16 protein-coding genes and 1 pseudogene are annotated in these 20319 nt (G+C 71.6%); 10 read left to right on the top strand and 7 right to left on the bottom strand.

Annotated elements, in window-relative coordinates; all coding sequences use genetic code 11:
* Window positions 1-385: 385 nt before the first annotated feature.
* The gene (locus tag ACIBO1_RS26930; protein WP_396751220.1) at window positions 386-670 is read left to right on the top strand and encodes a hypothetical protein; all 285 of its coding nucleotides are present in this window, start codon (window positions 386-388) and stop codon (window positions 668-670) included.
* Window positions 670-1179: pseudogene (locus ACIBO1_RS26925) on the top strand (hypothetical protein); the annotation flags it as partial. The gene ACIBO1_RS26930 and the pseudogene ACIBO1_RS26925, both read left to right, overlap by 1 nt.
* A 287-nt stretch (window positions 1180-1466) precedes the next feature.
* Here ACIBO1_RS26925 and ACIBO1_RS26920 read toward each other — a convergent pair.
* Window positions 1467-1769, bottom strand: a complete 303-nt coding sequence (locus tag ACIBO1_RS26920) for a hypothetical protein (protein ID WP_396751298.1) — start codon at window positions 1767-1769, stop codon at window positions 1467-1469.
* Between the two features lie 32 nt (window positions 1770-1801).
* Between ACIBO1_RS26920 and ACIBO1_RS26915 the strand changes: the two genes are divergently transcribed.
* Both ACIBO1_RS26915 and ACIBO1_RS26910 read left to right on the top strand, forming a co-directional pair.
* Window positions 1802-2323, top strand: a complete 522-nt coding sequence (locus tag ACIBO1_RS26915; protein ID WP_396751296.1) for a TnpV protein — start codon at window positions 1802-1804, stop codon at window positions 2321-2323.
* Window positions 2324-2376: 53 nt separating this feature from the next.
* A complete protein-coding gene (locus ACIBO1_RS26910; protein ID WP_396751294.1) occupies window positions 2377-8268 on the top strand; it encodes a DEAD/DEAH box helicase family protein in 5892 nt (1963 codons plus the stop codon).
* Window positions 8269-9280: 1012 nt separating this feature from the next.
* On the opposite strand, the gene ACIBO1_RS26905 is transcribed toward ACIBO1_RS26910, so the two are convergent.
* The 4 genes from ACIBO1_RS26905 to ACIBO1_RS26890 all read right to left on the bottom strand — a co-directional run bounded on the left by ACIBO1_RS26905 (window position 9281) and on the right by ACIBO1_RS26890 (window position 13210).
* On the bottom strand, window positions 9281-10174 hold the full coding sequence (locus tag ACIBO1_RS26905) for a pentapeptide repeat-containing protein (RefSeq protein WP_396751292.1): 894 nt from the start codon (window positions 10172-10174) through the stop codon (window positions 9281-9283).
* 120 nt (window positions 10175-10294) lie between these two features.
* The gene (locus tag ACIBO1_RS26900; RefSeq protein WP_396751218.1) at window positions 10295-11338 is read right to left on the bottom strand and encodes a hypothetical protein; all 1044 of its coding nucleotides are present in this window, start codon (window positions 11336-11338) and stop codon (window positions 10295-10297) included.
* A 16-nt stretch (window positions 11339-11354) separates the two neighbouring features.
* Window positions 11355-12863, bottom strand: coding sequence for a relaxase/mobilization nuclease domain-containing protein (locus ACIBO1_RS26895; RefSeq protein ID WP_396751216.1), 1509 nt, complete (start codon window positions 12861-12863; stop codon window positions 11355-11357).
* On the bottom strand, window positions 12860-13210 hold the full coding sequence (locus tag ACIBO1_RS26890) for a hypothetical protein (protein WP_396751214.1): 351 nt from the start codon (window positions 13208-13210) through the stop codon (window positions 12860-12862). Before ACIBO1_RS26890 ends, ACIBO1_RS26895 begins: the two co-directional genes overlap by 4 nt.
* A gap of 505 nt (window positions 13211-13715) precedes the next feature.
* Here ACIBO1_RS26890 and ACIBO1_RS26885 point away from each other — a divergent pair.
* The gene (locus tag ACIBO1_RS26885; protein ID WP_396751213.1) at window positions 13716-14054 is read left to right on the top strand and encodes a hypothetical protein; all 339 of its coding nucleotides are present in this window, start codon (window positions 13716-13718) and stop codon (window positions 14052-14054) included.
* 62 nt (window positions 14055-14116) lie between these two features.
* Here ACIBO1_RS26885 and ACIBO1_RS26880 read toward each other — a convergent pair whose 3' ends face one another.
* A complete protein-coding gene (locus tag ACIBO1_RS26880) occupies window positions 14117-15256 on the bottom strand; it encodes a M23 family metallopeptidase (RefSeq protein WP_396751211.1) in 1140 nt (379 codons plus the stop codon).
* On the bottom strand, window positions 15253-15753 hold the full coding sequence (locus tag ACIBO1_RS26875) for a hypothetical protein (protein ID WP_396751209.1): 501 nt from the start codon (window positions 15751-15753) through the stop codon (window positions 15253-15255). The genes ACIBO1_RS26880 and ACIBO1_RS26875 overlap by 4 nt, the downstream gene beginning before the upstream one ends.
* A gap of 377 nt (window positions 15754-16130) precedes the next feature.
* Between ACIBO1_RS26875 and ACIBO1_RS26870 the strand changes: the two genes are divergently transcribed.
* From ACIBO1_RS26870 to ACIBO1_RS26850, 5 genes are read left to right on the top strand one after another with little or no spacing between them, the layout of a single operon-like run.
* Window positions 16131-16529, top strand: a complete 399-nt coding sequence (locus tag ACIBO1_RS26870) for a hypothetical protein (protein ID WP_254877117.1) — start codon at window positions 16131-16133, stop codon at window positions 16527-16529.
* On the top strand, window positions 16526-16837 hold the full coding sequence (locus ACIBO1_RS26865) for a hypothetical protein (protein ID WP_176096086.1): 312 nt from the start codon (window positions 16526-16528) through the stop codon (window positions 16835-16837). The genes ACIBO1_RS26870 and ACIBO1_RS26865 overlap by 4 nt, the downstream gene beginning before the upstream one ends.
* A complete protein-coding gene (locus tag ACIBO1_RS26860; protein ID WP_396751206.1) occupies window positions 16837-17577 on the top strand; it encodes a hypothetical protein in 741 nt (246 codons plus the stop codon). Before ACIBO1_RS26865 ends, ACIBO1_RS26860 begins: the two co-directional genes overlap by 1 nt.
* Window positions 17577-18848: a hypothetical protein gene (locus ACIBO1_RS26855; protein ID WP_396751204.1), complete on the top strand. Its 1272-nt coding sequence runs from the start codon at window positions 17577-17579 to the stop codon at window positions 18846-18848. Before ACIBO1_RS26860 ends, ACIBO1_RS26855 begins: the two co-directional genes overlap by 1 nt.
* Entirely contained in the window at window positions 18845-20311 is a 1467-nt protein-coding gene (locus ACIBO1_RS26850; protein ID WP_396751203.1) for an SCO6880 family protein, read from the top strand. The genes ACIBO1_RS26855 and ACIBO1_RS26850 overlap by 4 nt, the downstream gene beginning before the upstream one ends.
* Window positions 20312-20319: the final 8 nt, after the last annotated feature.

Here is a 20319-nt window from a genome sequence, read left to right as displayed (position 1 = left end):
GTCCGCCTCACTCTCTGGAAGCTCAAGTCGCTACCCAGTCCTCGCTGCCCGCTTCGGCACGGCGAGCCCGGGTGGTGGGTGGGATCTCCTCGTGTCAGCCGATCTCTGATCGACCAGGCCGGAGCCGGGGTGGCCAGGCTCGGCGTAGCCGACCGCGAAGCGGCTCGGCCTGGCCACCCCGGCTCCGGCCTGGTAGCCCCCTGGGCGGCTGGCGCGGGGAGATCCCACCCCTGGGTGACCACTCACTCACCCGGCGCCGGTGGTCCCCTCCCAGATCTCCGAGGGAGGCCCCGCCGGGGGCATCGATATTGAAAAGTCTGACCGGCGCGCGCCCCGGCAGCGGTCCGCGCGTCTGGGCTGATTCGCTGCCCCTGTTGGTGATTCCGTGGCATCAGGCATCCGCGCGGTGCCAGCGGTCGCGCAGGCGTCGATCTCGTTCGACATCCTGACTAGGGTGGTGATCAAGCGATCACATGGGGGAGCGATGGCTGACGACGCCGCTGCACCGATGGCCGTGCCGGACGCGGAGAGCCTGCCCGACGACGTCGCCGCCGGGCTGCAAACGCAGATCGATGACCTGACCGCTGTGCTGGAGCACCATCAACGCCTGTTCGAGTCGTTGCGGGAGCGCGGGCTGCTGCCCACCGAGCCCGACGACGGACGGCCGTGATGACGGGGCCACACCAGCCGGCACGGGAGGTCGTCGAGCGGGTCACGGCCTCGGTTGACCGGACCACCGCGTTGCGGGACCGTGCCGGGTCGCTGGCCGCGCAGGTTGCCGGCCCGCCTCGCCTGTCAACGGTGCCGGACGCGCGGCGGCAACGCCTGCTGGCCGCTCAGCGGGTGGCGGCGGAGCTCTACCGCGCCCAACTCGACCGGCCCGACGGGGCGTCGCCGGCCCGCTGGCTGGCCACCCAAGGTGTGCCGGTCGATGGGCGGTGGGCGGTCGGGTACGCGCCGGACCGGCCGGCGGCGCTGGTCAACGAGCTTCGACGGCAGGGCTTCACCGACACCGAGATCCGGGCGTCCGGGCTCGCCGCGACCGGCCGCAACGGGCAACTGGTCGACCGGTTCCGCAACCGGGTGATGGTCGGTATCCGAGACCACCGCGATCCGGACCGGCCGGTGGTCGGCTTCGCCGGCTACGCCCCGCCGGGTGTGCCGGATGTGACGCCGGTGCTGCACAGTCCCGCGACGGCGGTCTTCCGCCCGGCCGAGGTGCTGTTCGGGCTCGCCGAGCAGCCCGGCCGGACCGGCCCGTCGGTGGTCGCCCGAACCGCGTTGGAGGCCATCGCCCTGGCCGAACGCGGTGACGGTGGACCGCTGGCGGTGGCCGCGTGCGGGCCGGCGTTGACCGGGCCGCAGGTCGCGGCGCTCACCACGCAGGCGGACCCGGCGGCCGGCGTCGCCGTCGTCGTCGACGAGGACGGCAGCGTCGACGGGCGCCGGTCCGCGGCCCGCGCCTATCACGTGCTCGACCCGGCGGTGGCCCGGCACCCGGACCGGCCGGGGCCGGTGCTGGCCGTCGCTCCCGGCGGCGAGGACACATGGCCGCTGGTGGAGGTCGTGGTCACCGGCCGGGTGGACTGGGCCGCGCGGACCTTCACCACGGCGGCGGGCCGCCAGGTCGCCGCCCAGTCGGTCCGGACGATGCTGCACGGGCAGCCCGACGAGATCGCCGAGCCGTTGGCCGCGTACGCCGCCGGCCGGCTCGGTGTGCCGGTCGACCCGACGCCGGCACCGCCCCGGCCGGCGGTGACCCTGCACACGGCGGGCCCGGTACCGGTGCCGGCGGTCCTCGATGGCGCGGCGACCACGACCGGCCCGCCTACCGGCCCTGACACCGAGCAGCCGACCGCAGGGCCAGCAGAGACGGAGACAGAGGATGAACCGATACGGGGCGCAAGCCCAGCGGCACTGGCAGACGTTCCTGCCGAACCGGTACGCGGCGCTGATAGCCGACGGGACGGACCTGAACAGCTACTTCTCGACTTTGGGGGAGCAGGCGGCCCAACAGATCGACGACCTGGCGAGGAATCTGGCCGGCCCGGACCCGACCGGCGAGGGCTACCTGGACAAGCTGGGACGGCTCAACCAGGCCCGGATGGCGGCCGAGGAACAGGTGCTGCCGGAACTGATCCTGATCGACCCGGAGACGAACGAGACCAGCCCGACGGCGACCCAGAGCCCGACGGCAGGCCCGCAGGCGGCGTCGGGGGACTGGATTCCGATGGTGGAGGACCCGACCGATCCGCGCTGGCAGGAGATCGCGGAGCAGGAAGCCGCGATGAACGACGACAGCGAACCGCCAGCCCGCAGCTAGAAACCGCACCACCGGCGGCCGAACCGGCCGAGCCGGCTCGACCGACCGATTCGGTGGAGCCGATCGCACCACCGGAGACGGCAGCGCCACCACCGCCGGCCGCCGATCCGGACCGGCCGCCGTCGTTCCTGCCGCGCGGCCAGGAGGACCTGGCGCCCCGGGGCGAGGTGGCCCGACTCAACGCGAACCTGGCGGCGCTGCGTACCCTGCGCACCCTCCAAGCCGAGGACCGACCGGCGACCGCCGAGGAACAGGCGGTGCTGGCCCGCTGGTCGGGGTGGGGTGCGGTACCCGGGGTGTTCGAGGGCCGCGTCGACCACCGCGACCACGCCCGGTTCGCGGCGGCCCGGGACCAGCTCCGGCAGGTGCTCGATGAGCGGGAGTACGCGGCGGCCGAGCGCAACACCCTGAACGCGCACTACACCGACGCCGCGTACGTCCAGGCCATCTGGGACGCCGTCACCGGCCTCGGGTTCCAGGGCGGAGACGTGCTGGAACCCGGCTGCGGGCCGGGCACCTTCATCGGCCTGGCGCCCGACGGCGCCCGGCTGACCGGAGTCGAGGTGGAGCCGGTCACCGCCGGAATCGCCGCCGCGCTCTACCCGCACGCCACCATCCGTACCGAATCGTTCGCGGACACCCGCGCGCCGGCCGGGGCGTTCGACCTGACGATCGGGAACGTGCCGTTCGGCAAGTTCGTGTTGGCCGACCGGCGACACAACCCGGGCAAGCACTCGATCCACAACCACTTCCTGATCAAGAGCCTGCATCTGACCCGGCCCGGTGGACTGGTCGTGGCGCTGACCTCCCGTTACACGATGGACGCCGCGAACCCGGCCGCCCGACGGGAGATGGCAGCGCTGGCGGACCTGGTCGCCGCCGTGCGGCTGCCGACCAGCGCGCACCAGGACGCCGCCGGCACCAAGGTCGTCACCGACCTGCTCATCCTCCGGCGCCGTGAACCCGGCCGAGACCAGGCAGGGATGGCGTGGGAACAGACCCAGGAGATCGACGTGGTCGGGGGCGACACCATCCACGTCAACGAGTTCTTCGCCCGCCGGCCGGACCGGGTCCTCGGCGACCTGTCCGTCGGCCGGGGCGCCCACAACGCGCTCGACCTGGTCGTCACCGGCACCGGCGACACCGGCACCGACCTGGCCCGCGTCCTGGCCGACGTGGTCGACGAGGCCCGCCTCGCCGAGTTGACCCTGACCCCCCGCGTCGAGACCGGACCGGCCGCGCCGGTCGCGGTCCTGGCCGCCGTCGGCCGCGAAGAGGGCCACATCGACGCTCTCGACGACGGCACGTTCACCACCGTTGTGTCCGGGCAGGTCGTCGAGCACAAGGTGCCCGCCACCCAAGCCGACGAGCTGCGGGCGCTGCTGCTGATGCGGGACACCGTGACGGCGCTGCTGCGAGCTGAGTCGTCCTCGCTCGACGACGGCGACGAGCACCCTGGTGGTCCGCCGGCCGGCTCGGCGGCGTTCCTGCGGATCCGCCTCAATACCCTTTACGACGCCTACGTCGCGCAGCACGGCCCGCTGAACAGGTACGACACCTACACCCGCCGGCAGCGCAACAAGACCACCGGCGAGCTGGAGACCAGCCTCGATGAGGAGACCGGCCAGCCGAAGCAGTACCGCAACTACCCCGACATGGGGAAGTTCCGCACCACCGACCCGTACGCCGCCACCGTGTTCGCGTTGGAGAACTTCAACGACGACACCCGCACCGCCACCAAGGCGGACATCTTCAGCAGGCGGGTCATCCTGCCCCGGGCTCCCCGGCTGGGTGCCGACAGCCCCGAGGACGCGCTGGCGATCTGCCTGGACGACCACGGCGCCGTGGCCCTGCCGGAGATCGCCCGGCTGCTCGGCGTCGACGAGATCCAGGCACGGGAAGCCCTCGGTGAGCTGGTCTACGACGATCCCGGCACCGGCCGGCTGGTCGAAGCCGCCGCATACCTGTCCGACAACGTCCGCGCCAAGCTCGACCAGGCGCTGATCGCCGCCGAGGACGACCCGAGGTTCGAGGTCAACGTCCGCGCCCTACAACGGGTGCTGCCCCGCGACGTCGGCCCCGGCGAGATCATGGTGTCCTTCGGCGCCCCGTTCATCGACTACACCGAAGTGCAGGCGTTCCTCCAGGAGATCCTGCACGATCCGCGGCTGAGGGTGTCACACCCCGGCGGATCGGACTGGCAGGTCAAGGGCAGCCGGACCGGGGTCCTCGCCCGCTCAACCTGGGGCACCACCGGCATGTCCGCCCCGGAGCTGGCGCAACGACTGCTCACCAAGACCCCGATCCGGGTCTTCTACGAGGTCGAAGAGGGCAAGCGGGCACTCGACGTGGAGGCGACCGCCGCCGCGCAGGCCAAGGCCGTCGAGCTGGAGGAACGGTTTGAGTCCTGGGTGTGGGAGGAACCGGAGCGGGCCGGGCGCATCGCGGCCACCTACAACCGGATGTTCAACGCCCACGTACCCCGCTCCTACGTCGGCGTGCAGCGCACCCTGCCCGGCATCTCGGTGGAGTTCAAGCCCCGCCCGCACCAGATCGAGGCGGTCACCCGGATCATCAACGAGCCCGGCGTGGGCCTGTTCCACTGCGTCGGCGCCGGCAAGACCGCCGTGATGGCGATCGGCGCGATGGAGCTGACACGGCTCGGGCTGGTCACCAAGCCCGCCATCGTCGTCCCGACGCACCTGCTCGAACAGTTCAGCCGGGAGTTCCTCCAGATCTACCCGCAGGCCCGGGTCCTGGCCGCCGGGCAGGACGACACCAGCGCCGCCCGCCGGCAACGGTTCGTGGCCCGCTGCGCCACCGGCAACTGGGACACCGTCATCATGGCCGCGTCGTTCTTCGAGACGCTGCGGCTGTCCGACGACGAGCAGCGCCGCTTCCTCGACGGCGAGCTGGCAGAACTCCGGACCAAGATCGAACGAGCACACGAACAGGCCGTCGCCAACGGCGAAGACCCGGGCCGCAACGCGGCCGTCAAACGCCTGCAAGGCGCGCTGATCCGCAAAGAAGGCAAGATCAAGGAGAAGTTCGACAAGCCGACCGACCCCGGCGTGACGTTCGACCAGACCGGTGTCGACTTCGTCTTCCGCGACGAGTGGCACGACCTGAAGAACGACACCATCACCTCCAGCATCGTCGACGCCAGCAACGACGGCTCGGACCGGGCGGTGGACTTCCGGGCCAAGCTGGACTACCTGCGGCGCCGCTACGGGCCACGGGTGGTGTGCGGTGCCACCGCCACTCCGATCGCCAACAGCGTGCGGGAGCTGTACGTCGTCACCCGCCACCTGCGGCCGGACCTGCTCGAAGCCACCGGCACCATGGACTTCGACACCTGGGCGTCGGTGTTCGGCAAGGTCGTCACGTCGGTGGAGATCTCGCCCACCGGCAGCGGCTTCCAGACCAAGTCACGGCTGGCGAAGTACACCAACGCGGCCGAGCTGTCGCTGATGCTGCGCACCTTCGGCGACATCCGCACCCCCGAGGACCTGCAACTGCCCACCCCACAACTGACCGTCAACACCGACGGCCACCGGGCCCCGCACGTCATCACGATCGACCCGGCGCCCGAGCTGGTCGACTTCATCGCCACCCTCGATGACCGCGTCGAGTGGTGCCGGCAGAACCCCCGCGACCGGGAAACCGACAACATCCTGAAGATCTCCGGCGAGGCGCGGGCGGCGTCGCTGGACCTGCGTCTACTCGGCCTGGCCCAGAACACCCCGGGCAAGATCGACGTGGCGGCCCGCAACATCGCCGAGATCTGGCAGACGCACCGCGAGACCCGCTACCTGGCCAACCCGGACGCCGACAACCCGGTCGAACACGAGACGCCGGGCGCGTTGCAGATCGTGTTCTGCGACCTGGGCACCCCGAAGCCGAAGGATCCGGAGCGGTGGACGGCGTACGAGGCGCTGCGGGAGCGGCTGGTCGACCTGGGGATGCCCCGCGAGTCCGTCAGGTTCATCCACGAGGCCGACAGCGACAAGGAGAAGGCCAACCTGTTCGCCGCCTGCCGCAACGGCGACGTGTCGGTGCTCATCGGGTCGACCGGCCGCATGGGCACCGGCACCAACATCCAGAACCGGGCCGTCGCCCTGCATCACCTCGACTGCCCGTGGCGGCCGGCGGACATCACCCAACGAGACGGCCGGATCCTGCGCCAGGGCAACCAGAACGCCGAGGTCAGCATCTACCGGTACGTCGTCACCGGCTCCTTCGACGCCTTCTCCTGGCAGACCGTGGCCCGCAAGGGCGGCTTCATCGACCAGATGATGCGCGGCACGGTCGCCAGGGAGATCGAGGACGTCTCCGACGAGACCCTTCAAGCCCACCAGATCAAGGCCATCGCCACCGGCAACCCCCTGCTCATCGAGAAGGAGGAACTGGGGATGGAGCTGGCCCGGCTGGAGAGGGCCAACCGCTCCCACTACAACACCCATGCCGCCCTGGAGAAGCAGATCCGGGAGCTACACCAGTGGATCGCCGTCGACGAGCGGCGCATCCAGGCCCTGGACCAGACCATCGAGCGACGGCAGGACATCCGCGGCGAGAAGTTCCGGATGACCGTCACCGGCCATCAGTTCGACAAGCGCCCCGACGCCGGTCGCGCGCTGCAACACGCCCTCACCGCCGCTGCCGCCGACCTCGGCTCCACCGAGCAACGCGACCGGGTGCCGCTGGCCGAGCTGGGCGGCTTCGCCGTCACGGTCACCGTCTGGAACGGCCGGGACGGAGTCCTGGTCTCCCTCATGGTCAACGACGACGCCGGCATGACCACCCAAATGTGGCTGACCGACGCCACCACCGGCGACGCCACCGGCCTGGTCCGCCGCCTCGAACACCACCTCGCCGCGCTGGAGTCCCGGCGCGGCCAGCTCGTCGCCAACATCGCCCGCCAGCATGAGGAGATCGACCGGGCCCGGACGCAGCTCGGCCAGCCGTTCGCCCGCCACGACGACCTCGTCGACACCCGGCGCCGGATGCGAGCCGTATCCGCCGCCGTCGACGCGATCGCCGACCTCGACTCCGTCCCGGTCAGCGCCGCCGGGGCCCCCGCCGTACCGGTCACGCTCAATGACGCATGGATGCCCGACCATGTACGCGACAGCCTCACCGACGACGAACACACCTGGCTGTCCAGCCGACTTCACCACGTCGCCAACGCTGGCACGCTGCAAGCCGCCGCTCGCGCCAACGACGACCTCGCCGCGTTCGCCGGCACCTTCGACAGGGCGCTGACCACCATGCTCGGCGACCCGGACCAGCCCCACCTGTCCGTCGCGATCTTCCTCAAGTGCGACGACCCCGACTGGCGGGCCAGCCTGTTCACCGCCGCCCGCCAGGCCGTCCACGACACCGTCCGGGCCACACCGATGCCCACGCCCGGCACGGGCACGACCGCCGTCGACGCTGACCGACCCAGCCGCAGCTCGGTCGCGCCGCCGCAGGTGGTGCTCGCCGAAGACGAGATCCGTGCCCTGCTGCCGAAGCTCGCGGCAGCACTCACCCGCGACGAACGGATCTGGCTCAACCAGGTAACCGCTCGCCTGTGCGCGCAACCCGACCTCCGCACCGTCGCCCAGGCCGACGACCCCGACCGCTTCGCTCAGGTCTTCGACGCTGCCATCACGACGCAGCTCGCCGCCGCCCCTACCCGTCTCAATGAACTGGCCACCGCCGGTGACGGCCTGGTCGACGAGCTTCGCACCCTCATCCAGCACTACGTCTACACCAGGACCCGAACCAAACCCGAGCCGTCGGCCGAGCCCGCACCGACCCGCGATGCTGCGAAAGCCGCTGCGGTTGCGGGGCTCGCGTTCCCGTCTGCCACTACCGCCGCATCGGGGCCAACGTCCACGCTCCCCACAGCGCCGGCAGCTCGTGGAACCGCACCTACCGCCAAGCCTGGACCCACCAGGTAGGAGCCAAGACCGGGGAACGTTCTGCCCGGTCCTCGCACCATGACCCGTGCTGCGGTTCGCCAGCGTTACCACCTTGATCTCGAACACCAGTTCAGGTTGATCGCGTAAGCCCACCACGGCGACAAGGATGTGGTCCGCTCCACAGAACCAGGGAATCCCGCATCCCCGCCACGGATTCGATCAAGGTCTCTACCTGCGGATATCAGCCATGTGGACATCGTGCCCAACCAACAGCCGTGAAGAGTTGCGCCGGACGGGGTAGCGGCACAGTAGGATCTGTGTTCGGTGTCATGCCACTCCGCCCCTGCGGAACCACTCGCCTCGCGCTCGTACGCGCGTCGGGCGCGATGTAGCTCCCGCAGGAAGAAGGAGGGGCATCATGCCGAACCGTTCCAACCTGTTCCCCCGGAGCCCTCGGCCTCGGCGGAACAGCCGCCCCACCACCAGCCGGTGGCGGACGACAGCCGATGTGGCCTACACGGCCATGAAGCTGGCGGCTGGAGCGGCGGCCCTCTACGGGGCCATGAACGGCTGTAGCCCCGTCTAACGACGAGGCCACAGACCGTTCGGTAGTACGGAGGACGTCCCGTCAAGGTTGCAGGCCGCGGCGGGGCGTTCTTCGTTTTAGAACTTCAACCCGCAGAGCGGGCACCCGAAGTCTTACATAGTTTGACCGATACTACTAAGCCTTCCCCGTCACCCGGCTTGGCGAATCTCGGCATGTGCGATAGTCTCCCGCACCCTCTGAGCTGGCACTTCACCCCCTGTGACAGTAGCTCAGCCCCTGGGCGAGCTCTCTGACACATGATCGGCTATATAGGATCAAACTCGAAGCTGGCAGCTTGCCTGGGCGCCTACCTGCCGAGCTCAAGTCCCGCCCAACGCGGGCCCGCAGAGAGCCACCGAGTCAGCCTTATGCGGTGGTCGGAAGAGGCCCTATCGGCTCAGCGGCCCGAGGCCAGTCTCTGCGGAGTCTTCACGATCTTGGCGATCGCGCACGGGCAACGCCTCGTCAGTCATCTGACGGCCGGGAGTCAATCGCCTCCTGTAGCTGTGCCGCAGATAGAGTCGCGCCCTCTAACCGGGCCTCGGAGAGGTCCGCGTCCTGCAACCGGGCCCCGGAGAGGTCCGCGCCCTCTAACTGCGCCGCACACAGGGTTGCGCCCTGCAACTGAGCCTTGAACAATTTCGCGCGCTCTAGCTGCGCCCAAGACAGGTCCGCGCCCTGCAACTGAGCCCAAGACAGGTCCGCGCCCTGCAACTGAGCCCCGGACAGGTCCGCGCCCTGCAACTGAGCCCCGAACAGGTTCGCGCCTTCTAGCTGCGCCCCATACAGGGCCGCGCCCTGCAACTGAGCCCTGGACAGTTCCGCGCGTCCGAGGTCAGTGACGGCGAGGTCGATCGCGTTGGGCTCGGGTCGGACGGGACGGCGACCAAGGACGGTCAGGGCTGCTTGAACGTCAGTCGGGAGCTTTGGCCGGCCATCGGCCCGCTCTCGCGAGGTGTGCTCGGTGCCCATCGGCCCTACCAGCTTTGCCCTTGGGGCGTTCGGCGTCAGCGGACGGTTCTCCCGGACGTACGCGGCAAGGACCTCGACGACTGTGTTGTGCTCCCGCTCGGATTCCACCATCAGGTGCTCTAGGGCGTAGATGCCGCCGAGGCGTTCGGTGAGCTTGTCGGAGGCCAGTAGGCCGATGGCCTTGGTGTAGCGGTCGGTGAACTGACCTCGCCGGGTCAGGTAGAAGGTGCGACCGGTGAAAGCGGCACCGGTGAGCACGACCAGGCCACCGACTGCCGCCAACAGGGTCTGCCGGGTCGCATTGCGAACATCGGCCTTGTCCTTGCCCTGGAGGTGCTTCGCCGGTGACGCCCACCAGGCCACAGGACCAAGCAGGAGCACCAGCATGCCGGTCACCAGCAGCACCGTCAGTGGCACCCAGGCAGCCGGGTGGCGCACAGCTGCAGCCGTCGCTCGTCGCATACGCACACCCTCAGTACAGCGGAGCGGATCAATGCACAGGTGCAACTATCGACCGGCATCGTGAGCGTGCGCTGTTGGTTCAGCTGACCGTGCCGGTAGCTGCTGCACCTGTGCCGCTGGAGTGGCCGCAGACGCAGAGTCTACGACCACAGCTTTGGTCGACGTAGGAAACGCGCGGGCGGCGAGCTGGGCAGCGCGCACGTCAGGCTCGGAGGCTCCGTCGGTGGCCAGATCGGCGTTGGCGTACGCCTCGGCGACTCCCGGGACGGTGCCCGTGGCTTCGCTCCACTCACCTTCCAGGGTGACTGACGGCTGTTCCTCGGCGCGCTGTCCGTCTGCGGCGGCACGTCTTCCGGCAGCGGTTTGGTCGACGTCGGTGGCGTACTCATCGACGACCCGAAATGCGTATGCGGCCGGGGTGTGGGCGCGATCGATGAAGCCGGGTACCTGCCGTAGAAGGTCTCGGACGTCGTGCCCGGCATGTTCCAACTGGTCGAGCTTGTACGCCAGCGCCGGCCACGCCGCCGACTGGATGACCCGTTCGGCGCGCTCCGGGGACCACACCTGCCGGACGTGGTCCGCCATCTCCTCCTGGCGCTGCCTCGCGGTGCGGCGCGGCTCGCCGGTGGTCGCCGCACTCCGCGCCGCGTCGGTGTTCTCCACGGCGGCGTGGTCGAGCTGGTCGGCCAGCCAGTCCGCGTTCTCCGGCTGCATGCCCGTCTCCGGGTCAACGTGGACGCCCCGGGCTGCCAGCCGCTCAACCATGACGCGCTGGGCGTCGCGGGCTTGGGGGTCGACAGCGGACCAGGTGGCGCTGGCCCGCCAGGCGCGGGCGATGTCGTCGGCTGAGGCCCGTCGCCACCACGATGCTCGGGTGGCCTGCCGCCACACCGCCGCGTCGGCCTGCTGTGCCGCACGGGCCTGAGCACGGGTACGCCGGGCGTGGTCCTCGCTGGCTCTGGCGGCCCGCTGTAGCTCGGCGATGCGGGCATCGATGAGGAGCTGCGCGATCTGGCCGGCAGCCTGGATCGCGGCCGTGACCGCCGCGGTGGCCCGCTGTTGAAACTCGGCCATCTCGTTGTCGGCCACTACGTCTCCTGTCTCGTCATCGCAGAGCCCGCTCGTCGCCCTCACGGTGCGCGGAAGGCCGGGCCGGGGTCGGTGAGGGCACCGTCGTCCGGTCCGCCGCGCCGGTCTGGGTCTGCGTGGGGATCTGGTCGACGTGCCGGGCGCCCTGCTGGAGCAGCGGCATCAGGTGGGCTGCGGCGGCGGCTGCCGCGCCGGCCGCGTGGGCCTGCCGCTCGGCGGCGCGCAGCTCGGCCAGGGCCACGACCAGTCGGGCAGCCTGCACGACCACGGCGAGCAGCACAGCCGCCTCGCCGCCGTCGCGGGCCCGGCCGGCAAGCAGCAGCGCGTCCGCGACCCGGCCCAGCTCGGCGGCAACCGTCGACGCCGCCGAGGTACGCGTCGACCGCCGTGGTGCTGCCGCCCTGGCGAGGCTGTCGGCGGCCCGGGTGATCGGCCCCTGCCCGGACGGTTCGGTGGCCATGGCCACCCCGGCGAGCAGCTCGGCGCTGGCGCGGGCGACCGCTGGCCACTGCGGGGAGCCCGGCGGCAGGCCCCTCAGCCGGCCGCTGATCGCCTCCAAGGCAGCGGCCGATGACCGCCACACCGCGACCCGGTCCTCGCCGCGCAGCCGTGGTGATTCCGCGGAATGGGCGTCGGCCCACTGGCCGGCGGTGGCCCGCCCCTCGTCGCTCCAGCGGGCCCGGATCCGGGTCAAGCTCAGGTCGCCGTCCAGGTTGCGGCCCGCGAACCAGCGCGGCTTACCACCGCCGGATGGCCGCAGGGCGACGGCGTACCCGACCACCTGGTCGACGTCCTTCGTCGCCGTGCGGGTGGCCACGAGCAGTCCGGCGCCCTTCATCCGCGCCACCCAGTCGGTCTCGCTGTCGGCGCCGGCCAGTGCCGCGCGGACCTGCCGGCGCAGCAGCTCCCGGTCCGGCGCCAGGCCGCTGCGCCGGGCCCGGTCGACCTCCGGCCGGGTCAGCTCGGGGCGGCGGGTCGCGCCGGCCCGGCCAGGTGTCCACTTGCCCAGCCCGAACTCGTCCTCGATCTTGTCGGTGACCTGCTGGCTGCGTCGCTTGTCCTGCCGCAGCCACACCGGTGCCCCGTCCTCGGTGGCCAGGGTGACGACCAGGTGCACATGGTCGTTGCCCTTCGCCGACAGCCCGTGCCGCACCGCGATCCACCGGCACCCGGCCCGGTCCGCGTCGCCGGTGAAGCCCATCTCCTGCACGAACCGGCCCGCGATCCGGCCCCAGGTGTCGTCGTCGAGCTGGCCTTCCTGGGCCGGCAGGCTCAGCGAGCACTGCCAGACGTACTGCTTCACCCCCCGCTCGCCAGCGGCGATCTGCGGCGCGTCCAGGCGGGCCGCCAGGTTGTCCAGCCCCCACCGGCCGCCGTCGCGCTCGTGCCGCTCTGGCGCAAGCAGGGCTACGTCGTCGTACCCGGCTACCAAGTGGGGGTTGACGTGTTCCTCCGCCTTGCCCGGCCCCCACAGGTACTCCAGCAGCCCCCGTACCCGGCTGCCGTAGGTAACCTTCGGGATCATCGGCGGCCCGTCTGCGCGGCGGCGATCGCGGCCACCAGCTCATCGACGCGGGCCGCGAGCCGCGCCACGTACGCGGCCGACGCCGCCAGGTCCCCGGCCGGCTCACCTATGGCGTGGAGCCGGGCGACCGCCTGGTTCAGGTTGGTCGCCGCGCCCCGTACCTGCCGGTGCACTCCCATTAGTTCGACCAGCAGCGCGGATGTCTCACCGGGCCCGTCCGGGGCGTTCGCGGCCGGCACCAGGGGCGCGGTGCCAGCCTCGGCCAAGTAGGCAGCGACGGCCATCCGGGCGGCGGCGGCGTTCGCCGTCACCGCCGCGAGTTCCTCGGTCGACAGGCGCACCGTCACCCGATGCACGCGCGGATCAGCATCGTTGTGCTTGCGTCGCCGATTCTGCTGAGCACCGAACCGGACCACACCTACCTGAGCCGGATCAGCCACGGCGAGCACCCTCCTGGTGGACGTCAACCGCCCGACCTGTACCGGCCGCGCGGCGGCCCGTCTGCCCAAAAGGCAGACTTCTACTCCAACTTGCTCCGACGAAGGAGGCGGGTCGCGTGCGCGCGACCCGGGTGCGCGGTCGGGCCGAGCGCACCTGACGGTGAGTACCACGAGCCCACCCCGTGGGGGCCAGAGAGCGTAGCCGGTCGCCGCCCAGCATCAAGGGCGCTCCGCGTCGCTGCGCGATGGTCCTACGGCCCACCCTTGACCCTGGTCGACGCCCTCGGCTGGCACTGATGGCGCCCCCACCGGCCCGGGGGAAGGGTGGAAAAGCGGGACCGTGCCGATCGATCTTGGCCGCTAAGGTGGGCGTCCACAGACACCAGACCGGATCATCCTGGGGGAGAAACCTATGGTCGAACAGACCGCCAAGGCCGTCCGCGCCGAGACGGAACGGGCCGCGTTGGGACTGCTGCGCGAGCGCGCCAACCTGGTCGGCGAGGCGGCCACAGCCCGGCACGACCGGGACCAACTGGCCGAGTCCCTGCGTGCTGCCAACGCCCGCTACGCCGAGCGCTACGACGCAGCGGTGCAGGGTGGATGGACGCCGGAGGACCTGGCCAAGCTCGGCCTGGACGCACCAGAGGCCACCACCGGCCGGCGCCGCCGCTCGCGCCGGCCGGCCTCGACCTCCGGCCCGCAGCAGGATGACGACCAGGTCGTGCACGCCGACACCGGCGGGCAGGCGTAGCCGCGACCGACACCGCACAACAGCGGCCGCCCTCCCCGGGGTGGCCGCCGTCGTGCTGACGCTCATGGCCGCGCCCCCAACGGCGCATCCCGGTCTCGCATGAACGGCACCGGGTCGACGGCGTTGCTGCTGTTGGCGTTGTACGGGCCGTCCGGAACGTTGACGTGCACCTCGAAGTGCAGATGCGGGCCGGAGGAACCTCCGCTGTTGCCGACGAACCCGATCACCTCGCCGGCCGTCACGGCGTCGCCGATGGCTACCTCGGGTCGTCGGATCAGGTGGCAGTAGCGGGTGACGACCTCGCCCGGGTGGCGGATGTCGACGTACCAGCCGCAGCCCCGGGCGCGGGTGTGCCCATCCCGGTCGCAGGTGGTGTACCAGTCGCACTTGACCTGCTCGACCACCCCGCCCGACGCGGCCCGAATCGGGTCGCCCCGTACGTCGGCCCGCGACATGTCCACCCCGGCGTGCAACCGGCCGTTGCGGGGCCCGAACGGGCTACCGACGAAGGCGTGCAGCGGCTGCACCCACCCGCCCGGCCCGACCGGCACGGGCCCGAACTCGCCCACGCCACAGGGGGCCGTCGGAGCGCCGCCACCGACGTCGCGGATGTCCGACACGCCGAGCACCACGGCGGCGAGCAGCTCGGCGTCGTCCTCCCACTTCTGGTACTCCTCCGGGTAGGCAGAGCGCTGCACCGCCTGCGCGGCGTCCGTCAGCCGCATCCGCTCCCACCCGTCGACCCGCGCCAGCGCCTCGTAGAACCTGTCGGCGGCGTAGCTGGGCGTCATCCGCTCGCGCACCGTCCCCCACCCAGGGCGCTGCTGGAACAACCCGACCGAGTCGTGGTCACGGCCAACACCCTCATGCGGCAGCGACAGCGATTCGGGCACGTTGGCGTTGGCCAGGTTGCGTAGCGTGGACTCCTGCATCGCCGTCGCCAGCGCGATCACGTAGCCACGGGCGGGCATCTGCCGCTCCAGACCGGCCGTGACAATCTCAGCCGCGTTGGCCACCTGGGCGCCGCTCCACCTGCCCACCTCGGGCGCCGCGCCATCCGGCAGCAACGGCACCTCGCACGCTGCGGCTTCCGCCTGCTCCTGACCGAACATCAGCACCGGGAGCACCACCGTGCCGCCGCACAGCAGCACCACGACGGCCACCACCGCGACTGCCAACGCGATCGGTCTGCGGGTCGTCATCCGATGGCCCGCCGGAAGTCGTTACCGGTGACCAGCCATCGCCCGGCCAAGGCCGTCACCGTGACGGTCAAAGCGCCGCTGTCGGTGGTGAACTCGTACTCTGCGGCACCGCCCTTCGGTGGCTTCGAGGCCACCGGGCCGCCGTCCACCCGGGCCGCCGGAACTCGCGCGGGGTCGACTGTCCGCAACTGCGCGGCGAACCCGTCGTCGCAGACCTCAGCGACCTGCCGCCACCACTCATCGGCCGGAAGGTCAGAGCGCACCCAGGCCCGTGCGAACCGCGCCGCTACCCGTGCCGCCTGCGCCGCCGGTGGCGGTGGAACGGTCAGGTCATCGCCACCATGGTCGTCACGGCCCGGAGACTCACCAGGCGTCGGCGACTCCACGACGTCGCCGGTGGTCGGGTAGACCGGGCGGCTGCGGTCCGGGCCCGGCACCGTCGGCGCGGCAGTTCCCGCGCAGCCACCAACTCCCAGCAGCGCAGCCACGAGTGCCACCAGCCCAACGTCACGCAGCCGAGCAGTGCCGGTGACAGCGTGCACTGCCCTTGCCATTCAACGCCCCCGTGGTGCCGATCATGTCCGATGTTGACCGAGCAATCACCATAGGACCAGCTACCTACGCGGTGCTACTGTCACGTACTCGTCAGTGACCTTGACACGCGGGGGAGGCATCAGGTGACGAGTGGCAACCGCGTGGCCGTACGCGGGTCCAGGCGGTGAGGTCCGGAACAGTCGCGGCCCGCCGTACCCGTCCGACCGCCGTACCGCAGCTCCCCCTCGCCGTGATTCCGAAGAATCACGTCCGAGACGGGTGGCCTCCGGTGTGGTGGGTCGGCTGCCACGGCGGGGCCGGCACGAGCACCCTCGCCCGGATGGTCGGCTTCGGCGCGGACTTCGGCGCCGCGTGGCCGGCGCTCACCCCTGCGATGCCCGGCGCCCAGGTCGTCCTCGTCTGCCGCGCGTCGGCGTCGGGCACATGGTCCGCCACCGGCGCGGTCGAGCAGTGGCGCCGTCGCTCCGGAGTGGCCCGCATGACCTGGCTGCTCGGGGTCGTCGCCGTCGCCGCGTCACCACGGCGTCCACCCCGCATCGCCACCGAGCGGCTGCGGTTACTCAGCGGCTGGGCACCGCAGATCTGGCGGGTCGGCTGGATCGACGACCTACTCGCCGTCGACGAGCCGACCGACATCGGCACCCCTCCCGACATCGAGGCGCTGCGCACCGCGATCTGGCACACGCTGCACGTCGCGAAGCAGAAAGGACGACCATGACCCTGATCGGCGCCTTGGCGCAGGCCGAAACCATCCTCGTGCAGGCCGTCCCCGACCCCGGTGGTGGTGTAGCGCCTCCCGGCGTCGCCGGCAGCGGAGTTCTGCTCATCCTCCAGTGGATCGCCTGGCTGGCCGTGGCGGCCTGCGTCGCCGGAATGATCGTCACCGCCGCGAAAATGGCCATCTCCCACCGCCGCGGTGACGACACCAACGTCTCGCAGTTGGGCTGGGTCTTTGCCGCCTGCGTCCTGATCGGCAGCGCGTCCGCGATCGTCGGCGCCCTGATCGGCGGTGGGAGGACGACCTGATGCCCCCCGCTGGGCCCGACTTCGCCGAGCGCCCTCCGTGGACCCGACCCGGCTTCATCGCCGCCGCGGTGCTGGTGGCAGTCATCGTCGTGGCTGGGGTGCTGATCGCAGTCCTCGCCCCGCGCGGCGACGACCCCGACGCTGGTGGCGGCACCCCGCCACCGACACCGCCGCCGATCGTCACGAGCACACCGGATCAGGTGCTACCCACCGCCGTGCCGACGGTAGCGCCCGATGACGTCCGGTGGGAGCTGGTCGGTCCGTTCGCGGTGCCGGTCAGCGCCAGCGCCGGCCCCAAGCAGGTGACCGACACGACGGCCTCCGGCTTCGCGCACACCCCCGAGGGCGCCCTGGTCGCCGCCGCGCAGATCATGACCAGAGCCGGGCACGCTCTCGGCCGGGACCGCTGGGAACCCACCATCCAGCGGCAGTTCGTGCCCAGCGCTGACCGCGACCAGCTTCTCGCCACGCTCACCGCCGCCGACAGCGGCCCGGCCGATCCAGGCTCCCTCAGCCGAATCACCGGATACACCTACCAGTCGTACACCCCCGACACAGCGGTGATCGGGCTCGTGCTCCGCGCTCCATCCGCCGGCACCCCGCGCTACCACGTCCTGTCACTGACGCTGCTCTGGCGCGACGGCGACTGGCGGATGCAGGCACCACCCGGGGGTAGCTGGCTCTCGGTCAACCGCGCCACCGACACCCTCGCCGGCGTGGTGGAGTGGGGCCCGCAGTAATGCCCGACTGCATCCCCGTCATTAACCCGCTCTGCGGCCCTGCCAAGGTCGCCGAGAACATCGCCAGCCGGCACCTGGAACAGATCGCCGAGGAAGCGTCGAAGGCCGCCGCCGAGATGCTCACCACGCTGGTCGCCGGATGGCTCAGGGTAGACAGGCCGGAGATCTCGGAAACCTCAGGCGTCGTAGCCAACCTCCGCGCCTACACGCATTGGGCGGTCGCGGCGATCGCGGTGGGCGCGCTGCTGGTCGGGGCGATTCGACTGGCCATCGAACGCAACGGGCGGGAAGCCGGGTCGATCGCCAAGGGCCTGGTCGCCCTGGTCGTGATCACCGGCGCTGGCGTGCCGGCAGTGCAGGTCCTCATCACCGTCGGCGACTCGTACTCGGACTGGATCATCACCGAGTCCACCAGCGGTGACCTCGGCGGCCGGCTCCTGCTGCTCAGCCCGGCTGCGGGCGCCTCCGCCCTGTCACCGATCATGGTGATCGGCGTCAGCCTGTTCATCTTCACAGCCGCGATGGTGCAGCTACTCATGCTGCTGGCCCAGAGCGCGGGACTCATCCTCCTGGCGGGTCTGCTGCCGCTGCCCGCAGCGGCGGCAATCTCCGGCTCGGGGCGCACCGTCCTCAACCGCTACCTGACATGGCTGATCGCCCTGATCCTCTACAAACCGGCCGCCGCGACCATCTACGCGGCCACGTTCTGGCTCAGCCAGGGACAGACCCTCATCGACCTGCTCACCGGACTGGTGATGCTCTGCATGGCCATCGTGGCGCTGCCGGCGTTGCTGTGGTTGATCGCCCCGGCGGTGTCGGTGCTGTCCAGCGGCGGCGGCTCCAGTGGCGCTGGCGTGGCGGCGGTCTCGGCGGCCGGTCAGGTGGCCTCCGGCGCGGTGCGACTGTCCAACAGCGGCGGTGGGCAGGGCGGCGGCAGGTCCGGTGGGCACACGGGCGGGGGGTCCGGCCGGCCTGGTGGCGCCTCGCCGTCGGCGCCGTCACCTCGCCCCTCCGGCGGCGCTCCCGCCGCAGGCGGGACCAGTACCGGCCCGGGTGCGACCGGTGGCGCCGCAGCCGGCTCGGGTGCCGCAGCAGGTTCGGGTGCGGGAGCCGGCACTGCTGGTACAGCGGCTGGCACGGGTGCCGCAGCGGCGGCGGGCCCGGCCGGGCCCGTGGTGGCCGGTGGCGTCGCGGCGGCGCAGGCCGGCCCGGCCACCGTACGCAGGGTCGGTGGCACCGCCTCCGGCGCGGTGGGCGGTGAGGGCTCATGAGCACCGGCGTACAGAACAGGCCGACCGAGCAACGCACCTACGGCAACTGGCGGCTCGGCCGGGGGGCCGGTCTGTTCGGGCTCGGCCCGGCCGGCACCATCGCGGCGTTCCTGGTCATGGTGCTCGCCGCCGCCATGCTGCCGGTGTCCCCGCTGGCGGCGCTACTCACGGCGGTCCTCGGCGTGCTGCTCCTGGCCCCGCTGGCGATCCGGGTCAACGGGCGCACCGGCTTCCAGGTCATCACGGCCCGGGTGGCGTGGTGGCTCACCCGGGCACGCCGGCACCACATCTACGTCTCCGGCGTCGCATCCCGCGTCGCCGCCGCTCACCAGCTTCCCGGCGTGCTGGCCCGCTCCGAGGTGTACGAGGTGGAGACCGGCCGGTCCGGTGTCGTCGCGGTCGTCGTGGTGCCGCAGAGCCGCCACTACACCGTCACCCTGCGCTGCGCCCCGGAAGGGCTGGACCTGGTCGACCAGGCGGTCGTCGACGCCCGCGTGGCGCACCTCGCCACCTGGCTGTCGGCGCTGTCCCGCGAGCCGCACCTGGTACAGGCGCAGGTCACCGTCGAGACGACCCCTGACCCGGGCACCCGGCTCGCCGCCGAGGTCGCCGCCACCTCCCGGCCCGACGCCCCGGCGCTGGCCCTGCAGGTCCTCACCGACGTCGTCGAGTCGTCCCCGGCCGGCTCCGCCACCGTCGACACCCGGGTCTCGCTGACCTACACCGCCCCACCCGGCCGGTCGATGTCCCACGAGGACGTCTGCCGGGAGGTCGCCAGCCGGCTACCGCATCTGCACGCCGGGCTGACCGGCGCGACCGGCGCCGGGATCACGCCGCTGTCCGCGCGCAGCCTCGCCTCCGTGGTGCGCGCCGCCTACGACCCGGCCGTCGCCGTGGATCTCGCCCGCGACCCGCAGTTGACCCCGGACTGGCCCCAGGCCGGACCGGTGGCCACCCGGGAGAGCTGGGACGCCTACCGGCACGATTCCGCAGCATCACGGACCTGGTGCATGGTGGAGGCACCCCGGGGCGTGGTGTACAGCAGGTTGTTCGCCCGGCTCACCGACCCGGATCCGCAGTTGTTACGCAAGCGGGTGACGATGGTCTACCGGCCCTACTCCCCCGGTGACGCGGCCCGCCTCGTGGAGGCCGACAAACGCGACGCCCGGTTCCTGGCCAGCAAGAAGCACCGGCCCAGCGCCCGGGACATGACCGACGTCGTCGCCGCCGAGCAGGCCGCAGAGGAAGAAGCCGCCGGTGCCGGCGTCGTCCGCTTCACCGTGCTGGTCACCGCCACCGTCGCAGACGAGACGCAGCTCGACGAGGCCGCCGGCATCATCCGGGCCCGCGCCGGTGAGGCCCGGCTGGTGATACGGCCGATGTACGGCTGCCAGGCCGCCGGATTCGCCGCCGGCCTGCCCGCCGGTGTCGTGCTGCCCACCCACGCCACGATCCCCTTCTAGGACCCGGC

Source organism: Micromonospora sp. NPDC049903, assembly GCF_044460945.1.
GTDB lineage: Bacteria > Actinomycetota > Actinomycetes > Mycobacteriales > Micromonosporaceae > Micromonospora.
The sequence above is the reverse complement of the archived record's forward strand: the minus strand, read 5'-3'. Positions and strand labels throughout refer to the sequence as shown.